At 67.6% G+C, this 26,693-nt stretch carries 30 protein-coding genes and 1 tRNA gene; 26 read left to right on the top strand and 5 right to left on the bottom strand.

What is annotated here, in order from left to right:
* Positions 1–9: 9 nt before the first annotated feature.
* The 14 genes from hisG to CAL26_RS27630 all read left to right on the top strand — a co-directional run bounded on the left by hisG (position 10) and on the right by CAL26_RS27630 (position 9,687).
* Complete coding sequence (gene hisG / locus CAL26_RS27695) at positions 10–723, top strand: ATP phosphoribosyltransferase (protein ID WP_094849774.1); 714 nt, start codon at positions 10–12, stop codon at positions 721–723.
* Positions 720–2,024 carry a histidinol dehydrogenase gene (gene hisD, locus CAL26_RS27690; protein WP_094849773.1) on the top strand — a complete coding sequence of 435 codons (1,305 nt, stop codon included), beginning with the start codon at positions 720–722 and terminating at the stop codon, positions 2,022–2,024. The genes hisG and hisD overlap by 4 nt, the downstream gene beginning before the upstream one ends.
* Positions 2,021–3,106 (top strand): histidinol-phosphate transaminase, encoded by a 1,086-nt coding sequence (gene hisC, locus CAL26_RS27685; RefSeq protein ID WP_094849772.1) that lies wholly within the window; start codon positions 2,021–2,023, stop codon positions 3,104–3,106. The genes hisD and hisC overlap by 4 nt, the downstream gene beginning before the upstream one ends.
* A gap of 91 nt (positions 3,107–3,197) precedes the next feature.
* Positions 3,198–3,785, top strand: a complete 588-nt coding sequence (hisB, locus tag CAL26_RS27680; RefSeq protein ID WP_086062743.1) for an imidazoleglycerol-phosphate dehydratase HisB — start codon at positions 3,198–3,200, stop codon at positions 3,783–3,785.
* Between the two features lie 35 nt (positions 3,786–3,820).
* Complete coding sequence (hisH, locus tag CAL26_RS27675) at positions 3,821–4,495, top strand: imidazole glycerol phosphate synthase subunit HisH (protein WP_094849771.1); 675 nt, start codon at positions 3,821–3,823, stop codon at positions 4,493–4,495.
* Positions 4,496–4,570: 75 nt separating this feature from the next.
* A complete protein-coding gene (hisA, locus tag CAL26_RS27670; RefSeq protein ID WP_094849770.1) occupies positions 4,571–5,314 on the top strand; it encodes a 1-(5-phosphoribosyl)-5-[(5-phosphoribosylamino)methylideneamino]imidazole-4-carboxamide isomerase in 744 nt (247 codons plus the stop codon).
* Positions 5,311–6,120, top strand: a complete 810-nt coding sequence (gene hisF, locus CAL26_RS27665; RefSeq protein ID WP_094849769.1) for an imidazole glycerol phosphate synthase subunit HisF — start codon at positions 5,311–5,313, stop codon at positions 6,118–6,120. Before hisA ends, hisF begins: the two co-directional genes overlap by 4 nt.
* A 22-nt stretch (positions 6,121–6,142) precedes the next feature.
* Positions 6,143–6,556, top strand: coding sequence for a phosphoribosyl-AMP cyclohydrolase (hisI, locus tag CAL26_RS27660; RefSeq protein WP_094849768.1), 414 nt, complete (start codon positions 6,143–6,145; stop codon positions 6,554–6,556).
* Positions 6,553–6,903, top strand: a complete 351-nt coding sequence (locus CAL26_RS27655; protein ID WP_094849767.1) for a phosphoribosyl-ATP diphosphatase — start codon at positions 6,553–6,555, stop codon at positions 6,901–6,903. Before hisI ends, CAL26_RS27655 begins: the two co-directional genes overlap by 4 nt.
* A gap of 31 nt (positions 6,904–6,934) precedes the next feature.
* On the top strand, positions 6,935–7,303 hold the full coding sequence (locus CAL26_RS27650; protein WP_094849766.1) for a histidine triad nucleotide-binding protein: 369 nt from the start codon (positions 6,935–6,937) through the stop codon (positions 7,301–7,303).
* A gap of 15 nt (positions 7,304–7,318) precedes the next feature.
* Positions 7,319–7,567, top strand: a complete 249-nt coding sequence (tatA, locus tag CAL26_RS27645) for a Sec-independent protein translocase subunit TatA (RefSeq protein WP_094849765.1) — start codon at positions 7,319–7,321, stop codon at positions 7,565–7,567.
* Between the two features lie 131 nt (positions 7,568–7,698).
* Positions 7,699–8,391 (top strand): Sec-independent protein translocase protein TatB, encoded by a 693-nt coding sequence (gene tatB, locus CAL26_RS27640; RefSeq protein WP_094849764.1) that lies wholly within the window; start codon positions 7,699–7,701, stop codon positions 8,389–8,391.
* Between the two features lie 44 nt (positions 8,392–8,435).
* Positions 8,436–9,203 (top strand): twin-arginine translocase subunit TatC, encoded by a 768-nt coding sequence (tatC, locus tag CAL26_RS27635; protein ID WP_373454529.1) that lies wholly within the window; start codon positions 8,436–8,438, stop codon positions 9,201–9,203.
* A 64-nt stretch (positions 9,204–9,267) separates the two neighbouring features.
* A complete protein-coding gene (locus CAL26_RS27630; protein ID WP_094849762.1) occupies positions 9,268–9,687 on the top strand; it encodes a helix-turn-helix domain-containing protein in 420 nt (139 codons plus the stop codon).
* On the opposite strand, the gene CAL26_RS27625 is transcribed toward CAL26_RS27630, so the two are convergent.
* Positions 9,653–10,831: a S1C family serine protease gene (locus CAL26_RS27625; RefSeq protein WP_094849761.1), complete on the bottom strand. Its 1,179-nt coding sequence runs from the start codon at positions 10,829–10,831 to the stop codon at positions 9,653–9,655. The two genes, CAL26_RS27630 and CAL26_RS27625, sit on opposite strands and share 35 nt — an antisense overlap.
* Positions 10,832–10,851: 20 nt before the next feature.
* Here CAL26_RS27625 and CAL26_RS27620 point away from each other — a divergent pair, with 20 nt between their 5' ends.
* Positions 10,852–11,628, top strand: a complete 777-nt coding sequence (locus CAL26_RS27620) for a Nif3-like dinuclear metal center hexameric protein (protein ID WP_094849760.1) — start codon at positions 10,852–10,854, stop codon at positions 11,626–11,628.
* 61 nt (positions 11,629–11,689) lie between these two features.
* Here the strand turns inward: CAL26_RS27620 and mscL are convergent, their stop codons facing one another.
* The gene (gene mscL / locus CAL26_RS27615) at positions 11,690–12,148 is read right to left on the bottom strand and encodes a large conductance mechanosensitive channel protein MscL (protein ID WP_094849759.1); all 459 of its coding nucleotides are present in this window, start codon (positions 12,146–12,148) and stop codon (positions 11,690–11,692) included.
* Between the two features lie 234 nt (positions 12,149–12,382).
* On the opposite strand from mscL, the gene petA reads away from it, so the two are divergent.
* The 6 genes from petA to CAL26_RS27585 all read left to right on the top strand — a co-directional run bounded on the left by petA (position 12,383) and on the right by CAL26_RS27585 (position 16,703).
* Positions 12,383–13,003: a ubiquinol-cytochrome c reductase iron-sulfur subunit gene (gene petA / locus CAL26_RS27610; RefSeq protein ID WP_094849758.1), complete on the top strand. Its 621-nt coding sequence runs from the start codon at positions 12,383–12,385 to the stop codon at positions 13,001–13,003.
* 61 nt (positions 13,004–13,064) lie between these two features.
* The gene (locus CAL26_RS27605) at positions 13,065–14,453 is read left to right on the top strand and encodes a cytochrome b (RefSeq protein ID WP_094849757.1); all 1,389 of its coding nucleotides are present in this window, start codon (positions 13,065–13,067) and stop codon (positions 14,451–14,453) included.
* A gap of 19 nt (positions 14,454–14,472) precedes the next feature.
* The gene (locus tag CAL26_RS27600; RefSeq protein WP_094849756.1) at positions 14,473–15,327 is read left to right on the top strand and encodes a cytochrome c1; all 855 of its coding nucleotides are present in this window, start codon (positions 14,473–14,475) and stop codon (positions 15,325–15,327) included.
* 125 nt (positions 15,328–15,452) lie between these two features.
* Positions 15,453–16,064, top strand: a complete 612-nt coding sequence (locus CAL26_RS27595; RefSeq protein WP_066342981.1) for a glutathione S-transferase N-terminal domain-containing protein — start codon at positions 15,453–15,455, stop codon at positions 16,062–16,064.
* Between the two features lie 10 nt (positions 16,065–16,074).
* The gene (locus CAL26_RS27590; protein ID WP_094849755.1) at positions 16,075–16,536 is read left to right on the top strand and encodes a ClpXP protease specificity-enhancing factor; all 462 of its coding nucleotides are present in this window, start codon (positions 16,075–16,077) and stop codon (positions 16,534–16,536) included.
* A 91-nt stretch (positions 16,537–16,627) separates the two neighbouring features.
* Positions 16,628–16,703: transfer RNA gene (locus CAL26_RS27585), tRNA-Thr, on the top strand.
* Here CAL26_RS27585 and CAL26_RS27580 read toward each other — a convergent pair.
* Both CAL26_RS27580 and CAL26_RS27575 read right to left on the bottom strand, forming a co-directional pair.
* Positions 16,691–17,938, bottom strand: coding sequence for a hypothetical protein (locus CAL26_RS27580; RefSeq protein WP_143277512.1), 1,248 nt, complete (start codon positions 17,936–17,938; stop codon positions 16,691–16,693). The two genes, CAL26_RS27585 and CAL26_RS27580, sit on opposite strands and share 13 nt — an antisense overlap.
* A 293-nt stretch (positions 17,939–18,231) precedes the next feature.
* Complete coding sequence (locus tag CAL26_RS27575) at positions 18,232–18,546, bottom strand: hypothetical protein (RefSeq protein WP_094849753.1); 315 nt, start codon at positions 18,544–18,546, stop codon at positions 18,232–18,234.
* 596 nt (positions 18,547–19,142) lie between these two features.
* Here CAL26_RS27575 and CAL26_RS27570 point away from each other — a divergent pair.
* Genes CAL26_RS27570 through CAL26_RS27560 form a run of 3 tightly spaced genes read left to right on the top strand, consistent with a single transcriptional unit; the run spans position 19,143 to position 22,387 of the window.
* Entirely contained in the window at positions 19,143–19,520 is a 378-nt protein-coding gene (locus CAL26_RS27570) for a YkvA family protein (protein ID WP_094849752.1), read from the top strand.
* A 1-nt stretch (position 19,521) separates the two neighbouring features.
* Entirely contained in the window at positions 19,522–21,033 is a 1,512-nt protein-coding gene (locus CAL26_RS27565; RefSeq protein ID WP_094849751.1) for a DUF2868 domain-containing protein, read from the top strand.
* The gene (locus tag CAL26_RS27560) at positions 21,026–22,387 is read left to right on the top strand and encodes a GTPase/DUF3482 domain-containing protein (protein WP_094849750.1); all 1,362 of its coding nucleotides are present in this window, start codon (positions 21,026–21,028) and stop codon (positions 22,385–22,387) included. Before CAL26_RS27565 ends, CAL26_RS27560 begins: the two co-directional genes overlap by 8 nt.
* Before the next feature lie 37 nt (positions 22,388–22,424).
* Here CAL26_RS27560 and CAL26_RS27555 read toward each other — a convergent pair whose 3' ends face one another.
* Positions 22,425–24,011: a YdgA family protein gene (locus CAL26_RS27555; protein WP_094849749.1), complete on the bottom strand. Its 1,587-nt coding sequence runs from the start codon at positions 24,009–24,011 to the stop codon at positions 22,425–22,427.
* 293 nt (positions 24,012–24,304) lie between these two features.
* Between CAL26_RS27555 and CAL26_RS27550 the strand changes: the two genes are divergently transcribed.
* On the top strand, positions 24,305–25,963 hold the full coding sequence (locus tag CAL26_RS27550; protein WP_179283502.1) for a DEAD/DEAH box helicase: 1,659 nt from the start codon (positions 24,305–24,307) through the stop codon (positions 25,961–25,963).
* Between the two features lie 58 nt (positions 25,964–26,021).
* Positions 26,022–26,651 carry a LysE family transporter gene (locus CAL26_RS27545; protein ID WP_094849748.1) on the top strand — a complete coding sequence of 210 codons (630 nt, stop codon included), beginning with the start codon at positions 26,022–26,024 and terminating at the stop codon, positions 26,649–26,651.
* Positions 26,652–26,693: the final 42 nt, after the last annotated feature.

The raw sequence follows: 26,693 nt of genomic DNA, 5'->3' as shown, positions 1-26,693 counted from the left end.
GACCTCCGAATGAACCAGCCAGACATCCGCCCGTCCGCCGATTCCGCGCCGCTCACGCTGGCGCTGTCCAAGGGCCGCATTTTCGAGGAAACCCTGCCCCTGCTGGCGGAAGCCGGCATCGAGGTCGCGGAAAACCCCGAGCATTCCCGCAAGCTGATCATCCCCACCAGCGATCCCGGGCTGCGCCTGATCATCGTGCGCGCCTCCGACGTGCCGACCTATGTGCAGTACGGCGCGGCGGACTTCGGCATCGCCGGCAAGGACGTGCTGATCGAGCACGCCGCGGCCCACCCCGGCGGCATCTACCAGCCGATCGACCTGAACATCGCCAAATGCCGCCTGTGCGTGGCGGTGCGCGCCGGCTTCGACTACCAGAGCGCGGTACGGCAGGGCGGCCGCCTGCGCGTGGCGACAAAATATGTCCAGGCGGCGCGCGAACACTTCGCCGCCAAGGGCGTCTACGTGGACCTGATCAAGCTGTACGGCTCGATGGAACTGGCGCCCCTGGTCGGCCTGGCCGACGCCATCGTCGACCTGGTCTCCTCCGGCGGCACGCTGCGCGCCAACAACCTGGTCGCCGTGGAGGACATCATGCCGATTTCCTCGCGGCTGGTCGTCAACCAGGCGGCCCTGAAAACGCGCGGCGCGCGCCTGCAGCCGCTGCTGGACGCCTTCGAACGCGCCAGCACCGCACCCATACGCCTCGAAGGGGGTACGCCATGAGCACCATCAACCGCCTCGATTCCCGCGATTCCGGTTTCGCAGCCGCCCTATCCGCGCTGCTGGCCTTCGAAGCCTCGCAGGACGAATCCATCGACCGCGCCGCGGCCGACATCCTGGCGGACGTCCGGCATCGCGGCGATGCGGCGCTGCTGGAATACACGCGCCGTTTCGACCGCGTGCAGGCCGACGGCGTGGCCGCGCTGGAAATTCCCCGCGACAGCTGGCAGGCCGCGCTGCAGTCGCTGCCGGCCGCCCAGCGCCAAGGGCTTGAAGCCGCCGCGCGGCGGGTGCGCGCCTATCATGAGAAACAGCGCGGCGAGACCTGGACCTACACCGAAGCCGACGGCACGATGCTGGGCCAGAAGATCACGCCGCTGGACCGCGTCGGCCTTTACGTCCCCGGCGGCAAGGCCGCCTACCCGTCGTCAGTGCTGATGAACGCCATCCCGGCCAAGGTGGCCGGCGTCCCTGAGCTGATCATGGTCACGCCCACGCCCGACGGCCTGCGCAATCCCATGGTGCTGGCGGCCGCCGCCATCGCCGGCGTCGATCGCGCCTTCGCCATCGGCGGCGCGCAGGCCGTGGGCGCGCTGGCCTACGGCACCGCCACCATCCCCGCCGTGGACAAGATCGTCGGGCCGGGCAATGCCTACGTCGCCGCCGCCAAGCGCCGCGTATTCGGTACGGTCGGCATCGACATGATCGCCGGCCCCAGCGAAATCCTGGTCATCTGCGACGGCAAGACGCCCGCCGACTGGATCGCCATGGACCTGTTTTCCCAGGCCGAGCACGATGAGCTGGCCCAGGCCATCCTGCTGTGCCCGGACGCCGCCTACCTGGACGAAGTCGCCGCCTCCATCGACCGCCAGCTGCCCGCCATGCCGCGCGCGGCCATCCTGCGCGAAAGCCTGGGCAAGCGCGGCGCGCTGATCCACGTGCGCAACCTGGAAGAAGCCTGCGACATCGCCAACGACATCGCCCCCGAGCACCTGGAAATCTCCACCGACGATCCGGAAAAGTGGGTGGAGCGGATCCGCCACGCGGGCGCCATCTTCATGGGCCGCTACGCCTCGGAATCGCTGGGCGATTACTGCGCCGGCCCCAATCACGTGCTGCCGACCTCGCGCACGGCGCGTTTTTCGTCCCCGCTGGGCGTCTACGATTTCCAGAAGCGCTCCAGCCTGATCCAGGTATCGCGCCAGGGCGCGCAGACGCTGGGCCGGATCGCGGCCGACCTGGCCTATGGCGAAGGCCTGCAGGCGCACGCCGCCAGCGCCGAATACCGGCTCGACAAGGCATGAATGCCGCCGGGCGGGCCGCCACCACCATCCGGCCCGATATCCAGGCGCTGTCCGCCTATGCCGTGGGCCACGCGGAAGACGCCATCAAGCTGGACGCGATGGAAAACCCGTACGGCCTGCCCGACCAGGTGCGCGACGCGGTCGCCGCCGCCGCCCGCGCCACGCCGCTGAACCGCTATCCGGCCGCGGGCCATGACGCGCTGGACGCCGCGGTGCGCGCGGCCTTCGGCGTGCCGGACGACGCCGCGCTGCTGTTCGGCAACGGGTCCGACGAGCTGATCAGCCTGATCGTGCAGGCCTGCTGCGAGCCGGGCGACGTGGTGCTGTCGCCGGTGCCGTCCTTCGTGATGTTCGAATTGTCGGCGCGCTTTCACCACGCCCGCTTCGCCGGCGTCCCGCTCACGCCCGATTTCCAGCTGGACCTGCCGGCCATGCTGGCCGCCATCCAGGCCCGGCAGCCGAAGGTCGTCTTCCTGGCGGTCCCGAACAACCCCACCGGCGGCCGCTGGTCCGACGCCGCCGTCGAGGCGATCCTGGCCGCCGCGCCCGGGCTGGTGGTCATCGACGAGGCCTACCAGCCCTATGCCGACGGCACCTGGATGCCGCGCGCCGCCACGCTGGCCAACGCGGTGGTCCTGCGCACGGTCTCCAAGATCGGCCTGGCCGGCCTGCGTTTCGGCTATCTGGCGGGCCCGGCGCCCTGGATCGCGCAGATCGACAAGCTGCGGCCGCCCTACAACATCGACGTCCTGACCGAAGCGGTCCTGCTGGCGGTCCTGCGCCACAAAACGGTACTGGATCAGCAGGCGGCCCGCCTGCGCGCGTCGCGCGACGACCTGGCCCGGGAACTGGCCAGCCTGCCCGGCACAACCGTGTATCCCTCGTCCGCCAACTTTCTTCTGGTGCGCTTTTCCGGCAAGATGGGCGCCAACGCCGTGCATCAAGCCCTGAAAACGCGCAGAATACGGGTTCGCGATTTCAGCGGCGGCGATCCGGCATTGGCCGATTGCCTGCGCATCTCGCTGGGCACGCCCGACGAGCACGCCGCGCTGATGGCAGCCCTGCGCGACATACTTGCCTGACGTCCGTCCCGACTTTCCGCTTTTCCCACGATCCACAGCCACCGCGCCGCACTCCGCCATCCCGCCAAGCACGACGCGAAAACCGATCACCATGCGCACCGCAGACATTACCCGCAACACCAACGAAACCCGCATCCGTGTGGCGGTCAACCTGGACGGCACCGGCCGCCAGACCATCGATACCGGCGTTCCCTTCCTGGACCACATGTTGGACCAGATCGCCCGCCATGGCCTGATCGACCTGGACATCAAGGCCGATGGCGACCTGCACATCGATGCGCACCACACGGTGGAAGACGTCGGCATCACGCTGGGCCAGGCCATTGCCGCCGCGATCGGCGACAAGAAAGGCATCCTGCGCTACGGCCATGCCTACGTGCCGCTGGATGAAGCGCTCTCGCGCGTGGTGGTGGACTTCTCCGGCCGGCCTGGCCTGGAGTTCAACGTGCCCTTCACCCGCGCGCGCATCGGCGAGTTCGACGTCGACCTGACCCGCGAATTCTTCCAGGGGCTGGTCAACCATGCCCTGATCACGCTGCACATCGACAATCTGCGCGGCAAGAACGCCCACCACCAGTGCGAAACGGTATTCAAGGCCTGTGGCCGGGCCCTGCGCATGGCGATGGAGCGCGATCCGCGCAGCCAGGGCGTCGTCCCGTCCACCAAGGGCGTGCTGTAATCCCGCGATCACTACGCATCCGCAGGCAGAATCTCGTGACTTCCATCGCTATCGTCGACTACGGCATGGGGAATTTCCACTCCGTGGCGCGGGCGCTCGCCGCCGCCGCCCCGGATGCCGACATCCGTATCTCCAACACCGTGGCGGACATCGACGCGGCCGACCGCGTCGTCTTCCCCGGCCAGGGCGCCATGGCGGACTGCATGCGCACCCTGAACGAATCGGGCCTGCGCGAAGCCGTCGTGCGCGCCGCGCGCAGCAAACCCCTGTTGGGCGTGTGCGTGGGCGAACAGATGCTGTTCGACACCAGCGAGGAAGGCCCGACCATCTGCCTGGGCATCTTTCCCGGTGTGGTGCATCGGTTCAGCGGACCGCAATACGCGTCGCCCATCGGCGCCTACGAAGATCCGGTCGAGGACGCCGCCGTCGACGAACGGCTGAAAGTGCCGCACATGGGTTGGAACAAAGTGCGCCAAACGCGCTCTCATCCAATCTGGGCAGGTATTCCGGACGGCACCCATTTTTATTTCGTTCATAGTTATTACGCCGTACCGGCGGACCCCTCCCTGACCGTTGGGGAAACCGATTACGGCGGTTCCTTTACCTGCGCGGTGGCGGCGGCTAACATTTTCGCGGTGCAGTTCCACCCAGAAAAAAGCGCCGAGCACGGCCTGCGCCTGTACCGGAATTTCGTCGACTGGCGCCCCTGACGCCGCCTGCCGGCGCGATCCCGCCCACGCCGATTCGCCCTTCCAACAACCGATTCCTTTACGCGCGTTATCACTATGCTGCTGATCCCCGCCATCGACCTCAAAGACGGACGCTGCGTCCGCCTGCGCCAGGGTGACCTGGACGATGCAACGGTGTTCTCCGAAGACCCGGCGGCCATGGCCGCGCATTGGCTGGAACAGGGCGCGCGGCGCCTGCATCTGGTCGACCTGAACGGCGCGGTGGCCGGCAAGCCCCGCAACGAAGCCAGCATCCGCGCCATCGTCGATGCGGTCGGCGATGAAATCCCCGTGCAGATCGGCGGCGGCATCCGCGACCTGGACACCATCGAGCGTTACCTGGACAACGGCATTTCCTACGTCATCATCGGCACCGCCGCGGTCAAGAACCCGGGCTTCCTGCATGACGCCTGTGGCGCCTTTCCGGGCAGCATCATCGTGGGCCTGGACGCCCGCGATGGCAAGGTGGCCACCGACGGCTGGAGCAAGCTGACCCGGCACGACGTGCTGGACCTGGCCAGCAAGTTCGAGGACTACGGCTGCGAAGCCATCATCTACACCGACATCGGCCGCGACGGCATGCTGTCGGGCGTGAACGTCGACGCCACCGTGCGCCTGGCGCAGCATGTGCGCATCCCGATTTTCGCGTCCGGCGGCATCGCCGGCATCCAGGATATCGAAGCCTTGTGCGCCGTCGAGGAAGAAGGCGTGGAAGGCGCCATCCTGGGCCGCAGCATCTATGAAGGCGCCCTGAATTTCCAGGCCGCGCAGACCCGCGCGGACGAATTGGCCAAGTCATGAATGGTATTACCCCGACCGGCGGCGCCGGGCCCAATGCGCTGACGCGGCGCATCATCCCCTGCCTGGACGTCACCGCCGGCCGCGTGGTCAAGGGCGTCAATTTCGTCAACCTGATCGACGCGGGCGACCCCGTGGAGATCGCCCGCCGCTATGACGACCAGGGCGCCGACGAACTGACCTTCCTGGACATCACCGCCACCAGCGACGGCCGCGACCTGATCCTGCCCATCATCGAACAGGTGGCCTCGCAGGTGTTCATCCCGCTGACCGTCGGCGGCGGCGTGCGGCAGGTGTCGGACATCCAGCGGCTGCTGAACGCGGGCGCCGACAAGATCAGCATCAACAGCGCGGCGGTGGCCAATCCGGAACTGGTCCGCGCGGCCGCGGATTACCACGGCTCGCAATGCATCGTGGTCGCCATCGACGCGCGCCGCGTCAAGGCGGAAGACGGCAGCGATCGCTGGGAAGTCTTTACCCACGGCGGCCGCAAGGCCACCGGCCTGGACGCCATCGAATGGGCGCGTCGCATGGCCGCCTACGGCGCCGGCGAAATCCTGTTGACCAGCATGGACAAGGACGGCACGAAATCCGGCTTCGACCTGGCGCTCACGCGCGCGGTGTCGGATGCGGTGCCGGTACCGGTCATCGCCTCGGGGGGCGTGGGCACGCTGCAGCACCTGGCCGACGGCGTCACCGTGGGCCGCGCCAGCGCGGTCCTCGCCGCCAGCATCTTCCACTACGGCGAGCACACCGTGGGAGAATGCAAGCGATACATGTCCGACCGCGGGATTGAAGTAAGGTTGTGATTCCCCCCGAAGCGGTGCCGCTATGACTGATACGAACAACGAACCTGCCTGGCTGGGCGACGTCGCTTTCGACGCGCACGGCCTGATTCCCGCCATCGCGCAGGACGCCGAAACCGGCCAGATCCTGATGGTGGCGTGGATGAACCGTGACGCGCTGGCCGAAACCGCGGCCACCGGCCGTGCCGTGTACTGGTCGCGCTCGCGCAAGCGCCTGTGGCGCAAGGGCGAGGAATCCGGCCACGCCCAGCAGGTCAAGGAACTGCGCCTGGACTGCGATGGCGACGTGGTGCTGCTCAAGGTCGACCAGCAGGGCGGCATCGCCTGCCACACCGGCCGCGCCAGCTGCTTCTTCCGCCGCCTGGACGAGCAGGGCGGCGAACGCCGGTGGGAAACCACCGACCCGGTCCTGAAGGACCCGGAGCTGATCTACAAATGAGCGACATCGACCCGCGCGGCGGCGCCGTCCTGGCGCGCATCGCCGACACCCTGGAAACCCGCCGGCCCGACCGCGGCGGCGATCCGTCGACCTCCTACGCCGCCAAACTGCTGGCCAAGGCGCCCGACGCCTTCCTGAAGAAGATCGGCGAAGAAGCCACCGAGCTGGTCATGGCCGCCAAGGACGGGGTACCCGACCGCATCGTCAGCGAAACCGCGGATCTCTGGTTTCATTGCCTTGTCGCGTTGACTCATTACAATCTGCGGCCGGAGGATGTCCTGCAGGAACTCGCGCGCCGCGAAGGCCTGTCGGGGCTGGCCGAAAAAGCCGCACGGCCCGCCGACTGACAGCAGCCCTGCGGCACACGGAGCGAGATACATGAGCGATAACTGCATCTTCTGCAAAATCAGCCGCGGCGAAATCCCGGCGAAAAAGGTCTACGAAGACGACGAATTCGTCGCTTTCCACGACATCAATCCCGCCGCGCCGGTACATCTGCTGCTCATCACTCGACGCCATATCGAGTCCATGCAGGACGTCTCGGCGGACGATGCCGGCTGGTTGGGTAGAATGATGGCATTGGCCCCGCGGCTGGCGCTCGAAAACGGCTGCAACCCGGGCGCGCAAGGCGGGTTCCGCCTGCTCGCCAATTCCGGCGCGGAAGGCGGCCAGGAAGTTCCGCACCTGCATTTCCATATCATTGGCGGTTCGCGTCCCTGGAAAGGCCGCGTAGCCCCGAACGCTTGAACACGGAGAACCGTCATGGGCAGTTTTAGCATCTGGCATTGGCTGATCGTTCTGGTCATCGTGGCCTTGATATTCGGTACCAAGAAGCTGCGCAACTTCGGCAGCGACCTGGGTGGCGCCGTCAAGGGCTTCAAGGAAGGCATGCGGGACGCCAACGGCGACCCGATCGACCCGGCTGACCGCAGCCCGGCCGAGCCCGCTCATCAGCAGCGCGTTTCCGGCGACACCATCGACGTGCAGGCCAAGGAAAAAACCCATTCCTGATCCCGGCTGGCGGCATGGCGGCGCGGTGCCGCCTGGATGCTCGACCATCCGCCGCCGTGTCCGACGCCCGTCTTGCGCCAGCGTGCCGTTGGCGGACGCAAGAGGCCTCCTCTCTTTTTCATGGCCGTCGTATGTTTGATGTCAGTTTCTCAGAACTGATGGTGATCGGCGTGATTGCGCTGATCGTCATCGGACCGGAACGCCTTCCCAAGGTCGCACGCACGGTAGGACATCTGCTGGGCCGCGCGCAGCGTTACGTCAACGACGTGAAAAGCGATATCCGGCGCGAGATCGAGCTGGACGAACTGCGCAAGTTCAAGACCGACATGGAAACCGCCGCGCAGTCGGTGCATACCTCCCTGCGCGATGCCGAATCGTCGCTGCGCGAACCGGCCCAGGCCCTGCGCCAGGAACTGGACGAAGCCGCCAAGGCCGCCACCAGCGCCGTGTCCATGCAGCCCGGGGCCGCCGCGGCCGCATCGCCGACCGAAACGCCGACCGGAACGCCGGCCGAATCGCCTGCCGCCTTGCCGGACCACGCCGGCACGACGCCGGTCGCCGGCCTGCCGGTCACCCCGTCGGCCGCCCCGCCAGCGGTCCCGTCGCCCGCGACACCGGCTGCGGCCGTCGCCACGCCAAGCGATGCAGCCGCCGCCGCGGCCACCGACGCACCGCCGCCGGCAAGCACGTCGACGGCACCTGTGGCGACGCCACCCGCCGTCGCGACAGCGCCGGCCGCGGCGCCGCATCCGCAGGAATCCAGCACGCCCGCCGCCGGCGGCGCGCCCAAGTCCCCAACATCGCCCACCGGTAGCACAACGTGAGCCAGGAACTACCGCAAGAAGAAGAGCTGCAGGAAGACAGCTTCATGTCGCACCTGGTCGAGCTGCGCACGCGGCTGCTGCGTGCCGTGGCCGTCATCGGCGTCATCTTCGTCGTCCTGTTTTTTTTCCCCGGCGCCGCCAAGATCTACGATCTGCTCGCGCAGCCCATGTTGCGCGCCCTGCCCGAAGGCACGCGCATGATCGCCACCGGCGTGATCACGCCTTTCATGGTGCCCGTCAAGGTCACCCTGATGGCCGCGTTCGTCCTGGCGCTGCCCGTGGTGCTGTGGCAGGCCTGGGCCTTCGTCGCGCCCGGCCTGTACCGCCACGAAAAGCGTCTGGCGCTGCCGCTGATCATTTCCAGCACCTTCCTGTTCCTGGCCGGGATGGCGTTCTGCTATTTCGTCGTGTTCCGGACGGTCTTCCACTTCATCACCACCTTCGCCCCGCAGTCCATCACGCCGGCGCCGGATATCGAAGCCTATCTCAGCTTCGTGATGACCATGTTCCTGGCCTTCGGCGTCACGTTCGAAGTGCCTGTCGCCGTGGTCCTGCTGGTCAAGGCCGGCATTGTCGACGTCAAGAAGCTCAGCAGCGCGCGCGGCTATGTCGTGGTTGCCGCCTTCATCATCGCCGCGGTGGTCACGCCGCCGGACGTGGTCAGCCAGTTCATGCTGGCCGTGCCCCTGTGCCTGCTGTTCGAGCTGGGCCTGATCTGCGCACGCCTGATCACCAAGAACAGCCCCGCCGACCCCGAAAGCGAAAACGCGATCGCGGAACGCAACCCGGGCCAGCCCACGACCCGCCAATAGAAACGGGCCAGAAACAGGACCGATTCACCTTGAGCCATCCGAACTGCAATCGTACATTGCACGGATGACCATGGCTGACCGCTTGCGTACCCTCATGCGTTGGCGCGGGATCCGCAGCCAGCGGCAACTGGCACGCTTGTCCGGCGTACCGCAAACCTCCATCCATCGCATCCTGACGCGCGACACGGGCTACATGCCCGCCCTCGGCACGCTCGCGCGCCTGGCCCGTGCGCTGGACACCACCATGGTCTGGCTCAGCGAAGGCGACCAGGCGCCCCTGGCCCTTGCGCCGGCGGCCGACCGCCCGCGGCTGCGCGACGGTGCGGGCATGCATCATTACCACCCCGAATGCGGCGGCGACGCCGCCGAACTGCATATGCTGATGGCCAGGCTTTCGGAAACCGAACGGCGCCATGTCGTCGCCCTGGTCCGCCTGCTGGCGGACCGTCCTACCTGGGGCGCTGGGGACGCACGCCGATCGTGACCTTGAGATCCAGCTGCCGGCCGCCGCGCAGCACCGCCAGGGTGACGTCCTGGCCCGGCGGGAGCAGGGCGATCATGGCCAGCATCGACGACGTATTGCGGACATCGTTGCCGTCTATGCTCAGGACGATGTCGCCCACGCGCAATCCCCCCTTGCCCGCCGGACCGTCGCGCATGACGCCGGCGATGATCACGCCGCGCGGACTGGTCAGCTTGAAGGCGCGCGCCAGGTCCGGCGTCAGGTCCTGCGGCTCGACGCCCAGCCAGCCGCGCCGGACATAGCCGGTACGAATGATCTCTTCCATCACCGAGCGCGCCGTATCGATGGGAACGGCGAACCCTATGCCCAGCGATCCGCCGGACTGCGAATAGATGGCCGTGTTGATGCCCACCACGTTGCCATGCTGGTCGATCAGCGCGCCGCCCGAATTGCCCGGGTTGATCGCGGCGTCGGTCTGGATGAAGTTCTCGTAGGTATTCAGGCCCAGGCTGCTGCGCCCGAGCGCCGATACGATGCCCTGCGTGGTGGTCTGGCCCACGCCGAAGGGGTTGCCGATGGCCAGCACCACATCGCCCACTTTCAGGGGCGCGTCGCTGCCCAAGGTCGCCACCGGCACCGCGCCGATGCTGTCGGGCAGCTTCAGCACGGCCAGGTCCGTCTCGGGATCGGCGCCCACCACCTGGGCACGCGCCTCGCGGCCGTCGGCCAGCGCGATCTCGATGGCGTCCGCGGCCTCGACCACGTGGTAGTTGGTCAGTACGTAGCGGTCCTGCACGATCACGCCGGACCCCAGGCTGGTCGATTCGTGGCGGCGGTTGACCCCCGGCAGTTGCCCCAGCAGCTCACGGATGACCGGGTCGTCGGGCAAGGGGATCAAGGGCACGTCGACGTGCTTGGCGGTGTAGACGTTCACCACGGCCGGGGCCGCCCGCACCACCGCCGGCGCGAAGGTCAGATCGCCGGCGCGCGGCGTGGCCGCCAGTCCGGTATCGCGGTCGCCGCCGGCTTGCGGACGCTGCGCGGAGGACGGCCGCGTATCGGGTCCGGACAGGCGCAGCCAGTCGGGCCGCAGCGTGCTGACCACGAATAGAATGGCAAGACTGACCGTCACGGCCTGGGCGAATATCAGCCAGAGTCGACGCATGATTTTTCTTGGGTAAAGCAATGAACAGTATCGATTCCCGCGAACTGGCCGCCTGGCTGGACCAGACCCTGCAGCCGGGCCGGTTCCGCGACTACAGTCCCAACGGGCTGCAAGTGGAAGGCAAGGCGTCGATCCGCCATATTATCGCCGGGGTCACGGCCTCCGAGGCCTTGTTGCGCGCCGCCATCGAACGCGGCGCCGATACCGTGCTGGTCCATCACGGATGGTTCTGGAAGAACGAAGACCCGCGCGTACGCGGGCCGCGCCGCACGCGGCTGGCGTTGGCCCTGGCGCATGACCTGAATCTGTTCGCCTTCCACCTGCCGCTGGACGCCCATCCGCAATTGGGCAACAACGCCCAGCTGGCGCGGGTACTGGGGCTGGCGCCGGACGCCGACGCGAATGGCCTGCCGCGCACCTGCGGACCGGACAACCTGGTCTGGCTGGGCAGCGCGCCGGGCATCGCGAACTTCGGCGACCTGGCCGCGCAGGTCGGTGCGCGCCTGGGCCGCCACCCGCAGGCCGTCGGCGATCCGGCACGCCCCATCCGCCGCGTCGCCTGGTGCACGGGCGCCGCCCAGGGCATGCTGGCCGATGCCGCGGACGCCGGCGCCGATGCCTACATCACGGGTGAGATCTCCGAACCGACGGTGCACCTTGCGCGGGAAACCGGCGTCGCCTTCCTTGCCGCCGGCCACCACGCCACGGAGCGCTACGGCGTCCAGGCGCTGGGCCAGGCCATCGCCAGCCGCTTCGGCATCCGGGTGGACTTCGTCGATATAGACAATCCTGTCTGAAACCGTCGCCGGCGTCCGGCCGCGTCGCGGCACCGGGCGCCGGCCGGCCGGCCGCCGGCGATCAGGCAACCGGACCGCGCTGCTGTTTCAGGATGTCGCGTATTTCCTGCAGCAGCTGCACGTCGGCCGGCGCCGCGGCCGCCACGGCGGGCTCGTGCTTGGTTTCCATGCTCGCGCGGGCACGCGCCACCGCCTTCACCATCCAGAAGATGATGAACGCCAGCAGGACGAAGTTGATGACGATGGTGACGAAATTGCCCCAGGCGAAAACATTGGCGCCGGCCTTGGTCAGGTCGGCATACGTCATCGGACCGTTGTAGTTCGGCGGCATCGACAGCACGATGAACTTGTTGGAAAAATCAACCGCCCCTCCCAGGATGAAGTTGATGATCGGCATCACGATGTCCTTCACGAGAGAATCCACGATTCTTCCGAAGGCCGCCCCGATGATTACGCCGACGGCAAGATCAACGGCGTTGCCCTTGACGGCGAAGGCACGGAAATCTTTCAGAAAACTCATACACGCTCCTCTGTGAATGTGCCCCCGATTGGGCTAAGGCTATAATACGCGGTTGCGAAGACGTTACGTATCATCAAGTATCACCACTCCGGTCCGCCGGAGGTAGCAAGACACCCCGGCTTGCCGGGGAGCAACAAGGCCAGGTACAGGGCCACTGCTTATTCCACATCCCCTGGAGGGGGACGCTACACGGCCCAGGCAAGACCCGCAGTAGTGGCATAACAAGGATGGAAGATGAGTCAGACTACGATGTATCACGATGACGAAGGCGCAGCACCAGTCAACCTGCCCCCTGACCCATCGCGTCGATTTTGGGTGACTACGGCCTGTGCCCTGGGTGGCGTGGCCGGTGTAGCAACCGCCGTACCGTTCGTGGGCACGTTCGCGCCCTCCGCCAAGGCCCGGGCCGCCGGCGCCCCGGTCGAAGCGGACATCAGCCAGCTGCAGCCCGGCCAGATGATGACCGTGGAATGGCGCGGCAAGCCTGTCTGGATCCTGCGCCGCACCCCCGAGCAGCTGGAAGAACTCAAAAAAGACCCCGGCCTGCTCGCCGATCCCGATTCCAAGCGGCCCGGCTATACCCCCAAGTTTGCCGAAAACGGCTACCGGTCCCGCAAGGAAGACCTGTTCGTCTGCGTCGGCATCTGCACCCATCTGGGATGCTCGCCCAATCGCCAGAATAATGTCGCCCCGGGCGTGGACGGCTTCCTCTGCCCCTGCCATGGCTCCCGCTTCGACCTGGCGGGCCGCGTGTTCAAGAACGTACCCGCGCCCGACAACCTGGAAGTGCCGCCATACCAATACCAATCGGACACCCGCATCATCGTCGGGGTTGATGAAGACAACAAGGCCTGACAGGGCGTCGCCGCGCGCACGCATCAGACAGACACGCCACGACTAGCAAAGGAGCTGCTTCATGGATGGCGACAAGACGGTCGAATCGACCGGTTTCATGGGTTGGGTGGATCGGCGCTTTCCGGCTACGGCAACGTGGAAAGCCCACGTCTCCGAGTATTACGCGCCCAAGAATTTCAACTTCTGGTACTTCTTCGGATCGCTGGCCCTGCTGGTGCTCGTGCTGCAGATCCTGACCGGTATTTTCCTGGTGATGCACTACAAGCCCGACGCCGAACGCGCGTTCCAGTCGGTGGAATACATCATGCGGGAAGTGCCCGGCGGCTGGCTGATCCGCTACATGCACTCGACCGGCGCCTCGATGTTCTTCGTGGTGGTCTACCTGCACATGCTGCGGGGGCTGCTCTACGGGTCCTATCGCAAGCCGCGCGAACTGGTGTGGATCTTCGGCGTGGCGATCTTCCTCTGTCTGATGGGCGAAGCCTTCTTCGGCTATCTGCTGCCCTGGGGCCAGATGTCGTACTGGGGCGCGCAGGTCATCGTGAACCTTTTCTCCGCCATTCCGTTCATCGGGCCTGACCTGGCGATCTGGATCCGCGGCGACTACGTGGTGTCCGACGCCACCCTGAACCGCTTCTTCGCCTTCCACGTGATCGCGATCCCGCTGGTCCTGATCGGGCTGGTCGCGGCGCACCTGGTGGCGCTGCACGAAGTCGGCTCCAACAACCCGGACGGCGTGGAAATCAAGAAGGGCCCGAAAGACCGCTACGGCCGCCCGCTGGACGGCGTGCCTTTCCACCCGTACTACACGGTGCATGACGTCGTCGGGGTGGCTGGCTTCCTGATCGTCTTCGCGGCCATCGTGTTCTTCGGTCCCGAGATGGGCGGGTTCTTCCTGGAGTACAACAACTTCATCCCCGCGGATTCGCTGAAGACGCCGCCGCACATCGCGCCGGTCTGGTACTTCACGCCGTTCTACTCCATGCTGCGGGCCACCACCGACGACTTCACCTGGGTGCTGTCCGGCGCCGCGGTGCTGGGCGCCCTGGCGCTATTCCTGAAGGGCCGCGGCCGCGGCATCGCCCGCATCGTGCTGCCGGTCATCCTGGTCATCGTGGCCGTGCTGCTGCGCGTGCTGGACGCCAAGTTCTGGGGCGTGGTGACCATGGGCGGCACGGTGGTGATCCTGTTCTTCCTGCCGTGGCTGGACCAGTCTCCGGTCAAGTCCATCCGTTACCGGCCGGGCTGGCACAAGGTGGTCTACGGCATCTTCATGGTCGACTTCCTGATCCTGGGCTACGTCGGCACGCAGGCGCCCACGCCGGCGCTGAACCTGACCTCGCAGATCGGTACGCTCTATTACCTGGCATTCTTCTTCCTGATGCCCGTATGGAGCCGGCTGGGCAGTTTCAAGCCCGTGCCCGACCGCGTCGTCTTTCACGCCCATTGAGCCCCGCACAGATAACGGAATGACCATGATCAAGAAGCTGATGGGTGCCGTGGCGTTGATGCTCACGTGCGCCACCGCCTTGGCCTCGGAAGGCGGATACCCCCTGGAAACCGCGCCGAACCGCGTCAACGACGTGGCTTCGCTGCAGAATGGCGCCAAGCTGTTCGTCAACTATTGCCTGAACTGCCATGCCGCCGGGTCGATGCGGTACAACAAGTTGACAGACATCGGCCTGACCGATGAGCAGATCAAGAAGAACCTGCTGTTCACCGGCCAGAAAGTAGGCGACCTGATGACCATCGCCATGTCGCCCAAGGACGCCAAGAAGTGGTTCGGCGTGACCCCGCCGGACCTGTCCGTGATCGCCCGTGCCAAGTCCCAGACTGCAGGCGCTCCCGGAATCGACTACATTTACACCTACCTGCGTTCGTTCTACCGCGACACAAGCCGGCCCACGGGCTGGAACAACCTGGTATTTCCCAATGTGGGCATGCCTCACGTCCTCTGGGAACGCCAGGGTCCGCGCGAGCTGACCACCGTCGCCATGCACCGTGCCGAAGGCAAGGGCGAGGAAGGCGGCTGGGAACGCGTTACCACCGTGTACGACCCCCAGGGCTATGCGACGGTCAAGAAGGATGAAGTCGCGAGCTATCACGGCGGTGAAAGCTTCACGGCCACCTTCAAGGCTGCGAACGCTGCGCAATCCGCACAGTTCGACAACGACGTCGCCGACCTGACCGCCTTCCTGGGCTGGATGTCCGAACCCGTGGCCCAGTTCCGCAAGGAACTCGGCGTCTGGGTCCTGCTCTTCCTGGGCCTGTTCCTGGTCGTGGCGCTGCGGCTGAACGCTTCCTATTGGAAACACGTGAGGTAATCGGCACAACCCCACAGGGGCCGGGCCGCGCATGCCCCGGCATGACGCCCCCCCTGGCAATTGGGGCCAGCGCCTGCTAGATTGGCGGCGCTGGCCTTTCGCTTTTCATACAAGGACTTACCGCCATGATGGTGCTTTATTCCGGAACCACGTGCCCGTTTTCGCAGCGCTGCCGTTTTGTATTGTTCGAAAAGGGCATGGACTTTGAAATCCGGGACATCGACCTGTACAACAAGCCGGAAGACATTTCGGTCATGAACCCCTACGGCCAGGTGCCTATCCTGGTCGAACGCGACCTGGTGCTGTACGAGTCGAACATCATCAACGAATACATCGACGAACGCTTCCCGCATCCGCAGCTGATGCCCGCCGATCCGGTGATGCGCGCGCGTACCCGCCTGTTCCTGTACAACTTCGAAAAGGAACTGTTCGTCCACGTGTCGGTGCTGGAAGACCGCAACGCCAAGCCCGACGAAAAGCGCCTGGACCGTGCCCGCCAGAACATCCGCGATCGCCTGGCCCAGCTCGCGCCGATGCTGCTGAAGAACAAGTACATGCTGGGCGACGAGTTCTCCATGCTGGACGTCGCCGTCGCGCCCCTGCTGTGGCGCCTGGACCATTACGGCATCGAGCTGCCGAAGAATGCCGCGCCGCTGCAGAAGTACGCGGAACGCATCTTCTCGCGCCCGGCCTATATCGAAGCGCTCACGCCTTCCGAGAAGGTGATGCGTCGCTAGGATGGCATCAATGGGTGAATCATCGACCAAACCGTATCTGATCCGCGCACTGCACGAGTGGTGCACGGATAACGGCTACACGCCCTACGTCGTGGTGCAGGTCAACGACCGCACCATGGTGCCGCCCGCCCATGTGCGGGACGGGCAGATCACGCTGAACATCGGCAACCTGGCGACGAACAAGCTGTTGCTGGGCAACGAGTACATCGAATTCCAGGCCCGGTTCAACGGCGTGGTCGAAATGGTGTCCGTACCGGTGGGCGCGGTCAGCGCCATCTATGCGCGCGAAACCGGCGCCGGCATGGGGTTCGAAGTACAGGACGACGACGACACGGCCACGCCACGCCCTGGCCGCGAAGGCAGTCCGGACACCATCGAAGGCGCCGCGGCGCAAGGCGCGCAGGGCGACAAATCCGACGGCAAGGACGACGATACCCCGCCGCCCCGGCCGCATCTGACCATCGTCAAATAAGCGGGCGCCGGCGCGCTCTGACGGCGCCTGGCGCCACGTATACAATGCACGTCTTCGCGCCATGCCATGCACCGCCACGGCATGACGCAGGGCCGGCTTAGCTCAGTTGGTAGAGCAGCGCACTTGTAATGCGAAGGTCGGGGGTTCGATTCCTCTAGCCGGCACCAGCCACTGGACGACAATCGCTCGTCCTGGCTTCGACGAACTGCATCAGATCATCCCGGAAGTCCTGGTAGGCCCCGCCGCAGGCATGCCCGGACAGCACGGTTTGCAGCCGCACCAGCGTGCGCTGGGGTAGCCGGTCGACGGCCGATCGCAACCATTGCCTGCGCTGCAGGCAGACGGTTTGCGCTTCCCTGGCGAGCACGGTTTCGACGATGCCGCCGATGGCGTCGCAGACCGCGTCGTTGTCGACGTCGATGGCGGCGATGCAGCGCAGGGCGTCGCCATACAGGGCAATGGCGATCACGATGCGCGATTCCAGCGCCAGCAGGATGGCATCGGCGCGGCGGTACTCGACCCATCCCGCCGCGGCGGGCAGCAATGCTTCGCGCTGCAGCGCCAGCATCCGGCCGCGGACGTTGCGGCGGGTGGCGGCCGTGCGTTCAGCGGCGTCGCGCAGCACGCGCGCGCTTTCCTCGCTGATGTCGGGATGCACGCCCATGCGGCCGTCCAGGCGCCGCACCTGTCTTTCCAGTTCCAGAAAATGCCGGTCTGGCGGCTCGTCGGAAAGCATGGCGTTGAGGAACACATAGGTGGCGCCGACGACTTTTTCGCGCGTATAGGCCATGCGCAATGCCTTGCGATGTTCGCCCGGCGCGGTCCAGTAGCGGATGCGGTATTTCACCGTGGAGAGCAGGCGCCGCGGCCACGAAGCCACGGACGGCCCGGCGCGGGGGTCGTGCCGGGCCACCGCGGCAATCATCGGGCCATGGCCGGCGCGCCCATGCGGGAAGGCCGAAGACGGAAGCTGCGCGCCCTGCGTCAGCGGAACGAAGCGCAGCGATGCGGCTTCCTTCTGGGCGTCCCGGCGGATCTCCCTGCGCGGCATACGGGGCGCGGGCGCATCGCCCGATCCCGGAGATGGCGCATCGCCGTGCGACACCGCTGGCGTGGTAGCGCCCGGCGTGGTAGCACCCAAACCCGCCGCGTGGCGCACCACGCCACGCGCGGCCTGCTGGCCACGCAGGCGCCGGCCAAATGCAAAGGGGCTCCAGCCGTCGCGGCGTGCCAGCGTCGCGCGGGCGCGTGAATGCGGCGCGGCGGCGCACCCATCCGGCGCGAGCGCGGCCTGGGCAACGAAGGTATGTCCGCCTTCGGTGACCCCGACATTGCGATCCGCGGCCGGCGCCGGGGCTGCGACAGGTGTGGAAGAAGGTCTATGTGCCTGCCCGGGAAGCATGTGCGCGTCTCCTGGTCTTGATGGACGCGGCGTCACGGTGCCAAGGCGGTATCCGTGCGGCGCCACGGGGAATCGGACGATTCAGGGCGCGGCGGCAGCCTGGACCACGCGCGCAAGTTCCTTCGGTCTCGACGCCGTGGGGGCGGTTCCTGGGGGCGGGGATTAACGGACCAACAGACAAACCGATAGACGGACAAACAGCCGGACCGATCGAGCGACCGGTCGACAAACCGCATAGACGCTATGCGGCGCTGCGCGCGAGGGCGTTCGGCGCGCAGCGGGAGGACATCATGTTATCGCGCGGAAGCTTGCAGCGCGGCCCGGGGGGCCGACGCGCGGATCTTGCCGCAGACGGGTTCGACGTCATGCACATGTTCGTGGCGGAAACGGAAACGCAGCTTCAGCGTGCGGCCGTTTTCCGCCCGGCGCGTCACCAAGTCGGTGGTGTACGTCGTGTCGCCGTTGAGGGGCGCGTTATAGATGACGCGCGCCTTCACGACGGGACCGTCGGCGAGGCGCAGGTGCACGATGTCGCCGACATGGATGGGAGTGCCGTCCAGCGCACGATCGGCGCGAGGCAGAAGAGTAGGTTGAGTAGAAATCGTCATTTTGATTATTTTCCAAAACTAAAAGCATGCCTCCAAGGACGGAGCCGCCCGGGCTTGCGGCCCTGGAATGGCATGAGCTGCACGCGGCGTTGAGCCGGTCATGGGTACGATCTCGCAATAGCGACATCGTGGCCCAATGTGATGACCGAATCATTGCTGCGTTTGGTTCAGGTGACGTCAGCCTGATGGCTGAGGACACCGAGGCGGTCGCCGGGAGCAAGAAGCGGGCCCGGCGCGCGAACCGGCGTGGCTGTCTTGCCACGACACGAGCTGGGGTGGGTTTGCGCGAGCGGCATGATCGCGCCAGCGGGACTTCGATAATCGAGCCACCGCCGTGCGGTACCAACCGTTCAGGTTTGCCTGTCGGAATGCCTGGGGCTGTACTATTTCTGGTTTGCCCGGGGTTTGACTGGTGTGAGATCCAGCCGGCGATTCGCGACAACTTTCGAATTATGCGCCATCTTCAGGCAAAAATCAATATCTTCGGCAAATCTTATGGCGAGGCCCGCGCGCGGGGGCCGCGCCAGCGCGGACGGCTACAATCGAAGGCCCGCGCGTGGCGCCCTGGAGCGCCGCGGCGTCTTGCCGAGGACATCATGGTGGACATGCAGCCCGCTTACGAATCCGCCTATACGCCGCCCCGCTTCTGGCGCAAGCTGACACGCCACGCCAAGGGAGCCGGCCGCCAGGCCGTGGAAAAAGCCCTTTGGCTGTTCTATGCGCTGCAGGCCCCCGGCACGCCCAAATGGGCAAAAAGGGTGATCTACGGCGCGCTGGGCTATTTCGTCCTGCCGCTGGACGCCATCCCCGATCTGGCGCCGCTGGCCGGCTACACGGACGACCTGGCCGTCATGGCGGCGGCGCTGGCGACGGTCGCCGTGTACATCACCGACGACGTCAAACGGCAAGCGGACGCTCGCCTGCGGCAATGGTTCGGCGACGCCGACCCGGCGAGCGGTGCGCCGCGGGAGTGATATGGCGGCGCCAGAGTCGCGCGCCGGGTATCGCCATCCGCCGGGAGTCCATCCGCCGGGACTGAACACGTCCGGCCAGGATCGGCCCACGCAGTCCGCGCCCACGTTCACCGATCTGTGGGTGGCCGAAACCGTACGCCTGCGCGAAGAGCATTGGGGTCCGCTGGAAGACCAGGACCCGGTGCGCCAGGCGCGCCGCGCCGACGGCGCCATCGAACAACGCGTGCTGCTCCGCGCGCGCCTGATCGCCCGCCGCGAACAGCTGGACGCGCGCATTGCCGCATGGCGGCGCGGGGCGGGCATCGCCGCCGTCGTGCTGCTCGTGCTGGCATTGCTGACCGGCGCGGCCACGGCATGGAGCGCACTGGGCGACGGCACGCGCGTCGTCAACATCATCTGGGCGGCGGCGGCCTTGCTGGGCTTGCATGCGCTCACTTTCCTGTTGTGGCTGGGCGCATTCGCCGTGCATGCCACACCCGGCGGCGGACTGGGACGCGCCTGGCTCTGGCTGACCCGTAAAGTGGCCCGCGGCCCGGACGCGGCCCTGCCGCCACAGGCCTTGATGGCCCTGATGGCGCGCGCCGGGGCGACGCGCTGGCTGTTCGGCGCGATCAGCCATCTGCTCTGGCTGGCCGGCCTGACCGCGGCCCTGGCCACCGCCCTGGCCGTATTGTCGACCGCGCGCTATCGCTTCGCCTGGGCCACCACGCTGCTGGCGCCGGACACCTTCGTCGACCTGACCCGGGCCTTGGGCTGGTTGCCGGCCCAGCTGGGATTCGCGCTGCCGGATGCCGACATCGTCCGCCTGAGCGATGGCACCCACGTGCTGCCGGCGGCGGCGCAGGCGCAATGGGCCTGGTGGCTGGTCGGCTTGCTGGCCGTCTATGGCATCCTGCCGCGGCTCATCGCCTGGCTGGTCAGCGTGCTGCGCCTGCGGGCCGCCGCGCGCCGCCTGCGTGTCGATATGACGCTGCCGGGCTACGCCGCGCTGCGCGGCCGGCTGCAACCGCCCGCCGAGACGCTGGACCGGGAAGGCCCGTCACCCGTGGACGGCCAGGCCGTGATCCCGGCGCGCCGCATCGCCGCCGCGCCCTTGCCGGCCACCGGCGGACGCGACGTCCTGGCCGGGCTGGAGCTGCCGGAGGACAGCCCGTGGCCGCCGGCCGACCTGCCGGACCCGGTGCGTGTTGCGGGCAACCTGGATAGCCGCGAGCAACGGCACGCGCTGCTGGACGCCATGACGCAGGCGCCCGCGCGCCGGCTGCTGCTGGCCTGCGACGCGCGGCAGACGCCCGACCGCGGCACGCTGGCGTTGATCGCGGAACTCGCCGGCAAAGCGGGTGAGACGCGCATCTGGCTGATGGCGGCCCCGCGGTCGCCCGGCGCCGCCGACACCCCGGCGGACCGCGGCGCCACGTGGCGCGCGCGCCTGCTGGAAGCCGGCATGTCCGCCGACGCCATCATGCGCGACGCCGACCGGCCCCTGCACTGGCTCGGAGGCGAGGATGGCTGACCTGTTGCAGATCGCCGTCGTCGGCCACACCAATACCGGCAAGACCTCGCTGCTGCGTACCTTGACGCGCGACCCGGGCTTCGGCGACGTCGCCGACAGTCCCGGCACCACGCGGCAGGTGCAGGGCGCCCGGCTGCGGCTGGATGGCCGCGCGGTGCTGGCGTGGTTCGATACGCCCGGCATGGAAGACAGCATCGCGCTGCTCGAATACATCGAGCACCTTTGCGGCGATCGCCGGTTGGACGGCCCCGACCGCATACGGCTGTTCCTGGACTCGCCGGAAGCGCATCGCCGCTTCGAACAGGAAGCGCGCGTGCTGGAAAAGATGCTGGAATGCGACGCCGCGCTGTACGTCATCGACGCCCGCGATCCGGTGCTGGGCAAGCATCGCGATGAATTGGCGCTGCTGGCCGCCTGCGGCCGGCCCTTGCTGCCGGTGCTGAACTTCGTGCATGCGCCCGCGCATCGGGCGGCGCAATGGCGCGACGCCATGGCGCGCCTGGGCCTGCACGCCTTGCTGGAGTTCGACACCGTCGCGCCGCCGCTGGATGGCGAACAGCAGCTTTACGATCGCCTGGCGGTGCTGCTCGATCGGCATGCGGATGTATTGCACGGCCTGTCCGATACGCTGGCGCGCGAACGCCGCGAGCGCCATGCCGCGGCCTTGCGCCTGATCGCCGAATTACTGGTCGACGTCGCGTCGCTGCGCCTGACCTGCGGATCCGGCGACGCGGCGGTGGAAGCGGCCACGCGCAGCCTGCGCGATACCGCGCGGCAACGCGAACAGGCCTGCGTCGATGCCCTGCTGGCCTTGTACAACTTTCGCGCCGACGACTATGCGCGCGATCTGCTGCCGCTGGATGGCCAGCGCTGGGGCATGGACCTGTTCCATCCGCGCGCGCTGCAGGATGCCGGCGTCGAGGTCGGCATCGGCATGGCGACCGGCGCGATGGCGGGCGCCGCCGTCGACCTGATGCTGGCCGGGCTCAGCCTGGGCACGGCGGCGCTGATCGGCGCCGCCGCCGGCGGCATGTGGCAAGGCATCGAGCGTTTCGGCAAGCGGCTGGGCGGCAGGCTGCGCGGCGAACGCGAACTCAGCGTCGACGATGCGGTGCTGCGCCTGCTGGCCGTGCGGCAGCGCGCGCTGCTGCGCGCCCTGGAACGGCGCGGCCACGCCGCGCGCGATCCCGTGCGGCTGGCCGGCACCGAACAGGACCCCTGGCGCGACGCTGCGCTGCCCGACGAAATCAAGGAAGCGCGCAGCCGCCCCGAATGGTGCGGCATCGCCAAGGGTTTCCAGGACAGCGCGCGCCGCGCGGCCGTGGTCGGCGCGCTGGCGCAACGCCTGGACTGACCGCGCGTTCGGATCGTGCGCCGGATCGTGCGCCGGGTCAGCGCGGCATGGCAGTGCCGGGGGCCGCGCCGGGTGCCGCATCGTCGTCCGGCTCGTCGGCGTCGGGATCGTCCTGGTCGGGATCATCGGCGCCCGGTTGCGCCATCATGCCCATCACGCCCTGCAGCACCATGCCCGCGAACTGGTCCAGCGGCATCTTGTTGCCGTTCAGGTCGACCATGCGGTCGGCGTAATGCAGGGTCGAGACGATGTCCGAGCCCTGCACGGTCGCGTAGCCGGACGACGCCGCCGCCTTGCCCATGATGGCCGTCAAGGCCTGCGCCTGCGCGCTGGCGGCGGCCGCGTCCATCCCGTCGCGCTGCATGTTTTCGGCCAGCAGGTCGGCGATCAGGGGTTGCGCGACGGAGAGCCGCGCGTCCAGCTTGCGCAGGGTCTGCGCGATGCGCTCGTCGACGGGCAGATCGGCCTTTTCCGGCTTAGCCAGATCCAGGTTCAGGGTGAAACGGGCTTCGCCGTGCGCGCCCTTCAGCAGGATGGGATCGATGTAGATGTTGGGCTTGGCCGCCAGCAGCGCATCGCGCGCCGACAGCGCCAGCGCCTGTTCCTCCGTGCTCAGCTCGGGCTGCGCCGGCGCGTCGGCGGCACCGCCCTTGGCCTGGGCCTGGTCCATGGCGCGCGACCACAGGCGGCCATACAGGTTGGCCAGCGACTTGATGGCGTCCGGCGCCAGGTTCTTCGCGCCCGCCGATATCTGGGCGGTGCCGATGTCCCGTCCGCCCACATTGATCATGGCGACGTCATAGGCCGCATGCACGCCCAGCAGGCCCTTGTCTTCCGCGATCTCGGTGCGCTGGCTGTAGCCGGTCAGTACGACGGGGGCCTCATCGGCCAGCGTCAGCGCGATGCGCTTGACGCCCAGCGCGGTATTGCCCACCTGCAGGTCGGCGGGACCCGGACGCATATCCGAATTCAGCGTCACGCCGGTGACCTCGACCTGGCCGGGCGCCTCGCCCTTCAGCGCCTTGAAGGTCACGCTGTCGATGGCGCCGTCGGCGCGCACGTGCTTGCCGGCGTCCTGGCTGTAGTTCATGGACAGGCCGGAGAAGTCCAGCGTGGCATCGTCGCGCGCCAGCTTGACCGGCTCGACCCGCAGGGTGCCGGATACCGCCTGGTCGTAGGACACCACGGTGTCGCCGGACACCGGCGCGACACCCTTGGTCAGCGCGTACCAGGCGTGCACGGTGTCGTTGTCCTGCAGATGGAATTCGCCGGCCGCCATGACGGGCGCCAATTGCAGGCGCTTGATCCGTTGCAGGGGGAAAGGACCGTGCCCCACGTGGGAAGCGATGTCGATCAGGTCCTCGCGCGCGGGCGTCTGGCCGTGCGCATCGCTGTGGACCCGCACGCGCACCATCGTGTCGGTGGAGAACACGTGGCGCTCCAGGCTTTCCAGCGTCAGCACGACCTTGCCGCCGGGGAACAGCGTCTGCAGCTTGGTATTGCCTTCGGCAACCTGTTGGCGCGCGATGTCTTCCAGACGCTTGCCGGTGTACCAGGCCCCCGCGGTCCAGGCGGCGCCCACCACGACCACCACGCCCACGACCACGCCGATTGCTTTTTTCATGATGCTGGTTCTTCTGCTGGACAAAGGCGGGATTATAGGTAGGCGTCCCTGGCTTTCCCCAACACGCGCGAAGCCCGGGCCGGAAAAAGCGTTACAGGACTATACCGGCCCCATTTTGCGAGTAAGGTACAATCCGTCCCGTGTGCAGTGCCAATCCGCACACCGCGCCATGCGGCATTCGCCGACGTGCTGCGCCCCTGGGACCGTCCCACGGGCCGCTTCCTTTTCCTCCTTGTCGTCCGCCTGGATTGGAGTCACTCAACTTGAGCGACAGGCTGCCGCTGGAGTTGTACTTGACTGTCATCACCTCTTTCGCCGACCTCGGGTTGGCTGATTCCCTGTTGCGCGCGATCGCCGAAACCGGCTACACCGCGCCCACCCCCATCCAGGCCCAGGCCATTCCGCTGGTATTGCAAGGCGGCGACCTGCTGGCGGCCGCCCAGACCGGCACCGGCAAGACGGCCGGCTTCACCCTGCCCATCCTGCACCGCCTGATGCTGACCAAGCCGGCGCTGCGCAAGCCCGGCCGCCCGCGCTGCCTAATCCTGACGCCCACGCGCGAACTGACGGCGCAGGTCGAGGAATCCGTGCAGACCTACGGCAAGCACACGCCGCTGACGTCCATGGTGATGTTCGGCGGTGTCAACATCAATCCGCAGATCTCCGCGCTGAAAAAGCCGCTCGACATCCTGGTGGCCACGCCGGGCCGCCTGCTGGATCACGCGGGACAGAAGACCGTCGACCTGTCGGGCGTGGAAATCCTGGTCCTGGACGAAGCCGACCGCATGCTGGACATGGGCTTCATCCGCGACATCCGCAAGGTGCTGGCCCTGCTGCCGAAGCAGCGCCAGAACCTGCTGTTTTCCGCCACGTTCTCCGAGGAAATCCGCACCCTGGCGCGCGGCGTATTGAACGATCCGGGCGAAGTCTCGGTCACGCCCCGCAACACCGCCACGGAGCTGGTCACCCAGACCATGCACCTGGTGGAACAGCACCACAAGCGCGACCTGATCAGCCACATCATCCGCGAAAGCGGCTGGCACCAGGTGCTGGTCTTCACGCGCACCAAGCATGGCGCCAACCGCCTGGCCGAAAAGCTCGTCAAGGACGGCCTGAGCGCCGCCGCCATCCATGGCAACAAGAGCCAGGCGGCGCGCACGCGCGCGCTGGCCGGCTTCAAGGCGGGCACGGTCGCCGTGCTGGTGGCCACCGACATCGCCGCGCGCGGCCTGGATATCGACCAGCTGCCGCAGGTGGTGAATTTCGAACTGCCCAATGTGCCGGAAGACTACGTGCACCGCATCGGCCGGACCGGCCGCGCGGGCGCGACCGGCGCCGCGATCTCGCTGGTCGACCCGAGCGAAATCAAGCTGCTGAAGGCCATCGAAAAGCTGATCCGCAAGCCGATCGATCGCGTTGAGGTTCAGGGCTGGAAGCCTTCGCCCACGGCCGTGCGCGAACCCGAGGACGACGACGACGAACGCGATTCGCGCGGTCCGCGCGGCGGTGGCCGCGGCCGGAACGGCGCGCGGCCGGGCAATGGCGGCGGACGCGGCGCGGACGCCAATGGCGGCGCGCGGCGTACGGCGACCGGCTCGGCGGGACAGGCGCACGCCGGTGGCCGTGACGGCGGCAGGGCCGCCAGCGGCCAGAGCCGGTCAGCCTCGGGCCCGACGGGCAACGGCGACCGCCGCGCCAGCAATGGCGGCACGGGCCGCGGCAATGGCAACGGCAATGGCGAACATCGCTCGGCCGGCGGCGCGCGCAGCGCCAACGGCGGCAATGGTGGCCATGGCTCGTCCGGCGATCGCCAGGCGGCCGGCAACGGCCCGCGTGGCGCGCATGGCGGCCGTCCCGGCGCTTCCGCCGGCGGACAGCCCGCGCGCGCGCCGGCGCCGCGCCCGGCCGTGGGCCAGGGCAGCGGCCGCCGCTCGGCCCTGCTGTCGAAGTAATGGGTGACTGGGTTTCCGGCGCGGCCCGCAACCGCGCCGCCGCCGAAAAGGAACATCCGTGCTGCTATCCACCTGGTTGACCTTCCTGCTGGCTTCGCTGGCGATTTCCTTTTCGCCCGGCGCCGGCGCGCTGTCGGCCATGACGTCCGGGCTGCGCCATGGGTTCGCGCGCGGCTACTGGAATACCGCCGGGCTGATCCTGGGCATCATGTTCCAGCTGGCGGTGGTCGGCATCGGCCTGGGCACCTTGCTGGCCACCTCGGAAACCGCTTTCGCCGTGGTCAAGTACCTGGGCGTCGCCTACCTGATCTACCTGGGTTGGCGGCAGTTTCGCGCCCAGGTGGCGCCGGTGACGCTGGATGGCGTCCCGCCTGTCCAGGAATCGCGGTGCGCGCTGATCGTGCGCGGCTTCCTGGTCAACGCGAGCAATCCCAAGGGCACGGTGTTCCTGCTGGCGGTCGTGCCGCAGTTCATCGACGCCGCGCGGCCGATGGGGGCGCAGTACGCGGCGATTGCCGCCACCATGGCGTTGACCGATACCGTGGCCATGGCCTTCTACACGCTGCTGGCCGCCAAGGTCCTGCGCCTGTTGCGCAACCCCTCGCATATCAAATGGATGAACCGCGCCTTCGGCAGCCTGTTCATGGCGGCCGGGCTGCTGCTGGCCTGCTTCCGGCGGACGCCGTAACCACCGGCCAGACCGAACATTGCGCCAGGCGCGCCTGTAAAA

This window comes from Bordetella genomosp. 9 (assembly GCF_002261425.1).
Taxonomy (GTDB): Bacteria; Pseudomonadota; Gammaproteobacteria; order Burkholderiales; family Burkholderiaceae_B; genus Bordetella_C.
The sequence above is the reverse complement of the archived record's forward strand: the minus strand, read 5'-3'. Positions and strand labels throughout refer to the sequence as shown.

Coding starts and splice junctions, on each gene's coding strand:
- CAL26_RS27600 (WP_094849756.1), top strand. CDS start 14,473: ATGACCATGATCAAGAAGCTGATGGGTGCCGTGGCGTTGATGCTCACG.
- tatA (WP_094849765.1), top strand. CDS start 7,319: ATGGGCAGTTTTAGCATCTGGCATTGGCTGATCGTTCTGGTCATCGTG.
- CAL26_RS27595 (WP_066342981.1), top strand. CDS start 15,453: ATGATGGTGCTTTATTCCGGAACCACGTGCCCGTTTTCGCAGCGCTGC.
- CAL26_RS27580 (WP_143277512.1), bottom strand. CDS start 17,938: ATGCTTCCCGGGCAGGCACATAGACCTTCTTCCACACCTGTCGCAGCC.
- hisC (WP_094849772.1), top strand. CDS start 2,021: ATGAATGCCGCCGGGCGGGCCGCCACCACCATCCGGCCCGATATCCAG.
- CAL26_RS27570 (WP_094849752.1), top strand. CDS start 19,143: ATGGTGGACATGCAGCCCGCTTACGAATCCGCCTATACGCCGCCCCGC.
- CAL26_RS27630 (WP_094849762.1), top strand. CDS start 9,268: ATGACCATGGCTGACCGCTTGCGTACCCTCATGCGTTGGCGCGGGATC.
- CAL26_RS27650 (WP_094849766.1), top strand. CDS start 6,935: ATGAGCGATAACTGCATCTTCTGCAAAATCAGCCGCGGCGAAATCCCG.
- CAL26_RS27565 (WP_094849751.1), top strand. CDS start 19,522: ATGGCGGCGCCAGAGTCGCGCGCCGGGTATCGCCATCCGCCGGGAGTC.
- hisD (WP_094849773.1), top strand. CDS start 720: ATGAGCACCATCAACCGCCTCGATTCCCGCGATTCCGGTTTCGCAGCC.
- CAL26_RS27625 (WP_094849761.1), bottom strand. CDS start 10,831: ATGCGTCGACTCTGGCTGATATTCGCCCAGGCCGTGACGGTCAGTCTT.
- hisI (WP_094849768.1), top strand. CDS start 6,143: ATGACTGATACGAACAACGAACCTGCCTGGCTGGGCGACGTCGCTTTC.
- hisA (WP_094849770.1), top strand. CDS start 4,571: ATGCTGCTGATCCCCGCCATCGACCTCAAAGACGGACGCTGCGTCCGC.
- mscL (WP_094849759.1), bottom strand. CDS start 12,148: ATGAGTTTTCTGAAAGATTTCCGTGCCTTCGCCGTCAAGGGCAACGCC.
- petA (WP_094849758.1), top strand. CDS start 12,383: ATGAGTCAGACTACGATGTATCACGATGACGAAGGCGCAGCACCAGTC.
- hisF (WP_094849769.1), top strand. CDS start 5,311: ATGAATGGTATTACCCCGACCGGCGGCGCCGGGCCCAATGCGCTGACG.
- tatB (WP_094849764.1), top strand. CDS start 7,699: ATGTTTGATGTCAGTTTCTCAGAACTGATGGTGATCGGCGTGATTGCG.
- tatC (WP_373454529.1), top strand. CDS start 8,436: ATGTCGCACCTGGTCGAGCTGCGCACGCGGCTGCTGCGTGCCGTGGCC.
- CAL26_RS27575 (WP_094849753.1), bottom strand. CDS start 18,546: ATGACGATTTCTACTCAACCTACTCTTCTGCCTCGCGCCGATCGTGCG.
- CAL26_RS27620 (WP_094849760.1), top strand. CDS start 10,852: ATGAACAGTATCGATTCCCGCGAACTGGCCGCCTGGCTGGACCAGACC.
- CAL26_RS27560 (WP_094849750.1), top strand. CDS start 21,026: ATGGCTGACCTGTTGCAGATCGCCGTCGTCGGCCACACCAATACCGGC.
- CAL26_RS27590 (WP_094849755.1), top strand. CDS start 16,075: ATGGGTGAATCATCGACCAAACCGTATCTGATCCGCGCACTGCACGAG.
- hisG (WP_094849774.1), top strand. CDS start 10: ATGAACCAGCCAGACATCCGCCCGTCCGCCGATTCCGCGCCGCTCACG.
- CAL26_RS27655 (WP_094849767.1), top strand. CDS start 6,553: ATGAGCGACATCGACCCGCGCGGCGGCGCCGTCCTGGCGCGCATCGCC.
- CAL26_RS27605 (WP_094849757.1), top strand. CDS start 13,065: ATGGATGGCGACAAGACGGTCGAATCGACCGGTTTCATGGGTTGGGTG.
- hisB (WP_086062743.1), top strand. CDS start 3,198: ATGCGCACCGCAGACATTACCCGCAACACCAACGAAACCCGCATCCGT.
- CAL26_RS27555 (WP_094849749.1), bottom strand. CDS start 24,011: ATGAAAAAAGCAATCGGCGTGGTCGTGGGCGTGGTGGTCGTGGTGGGC.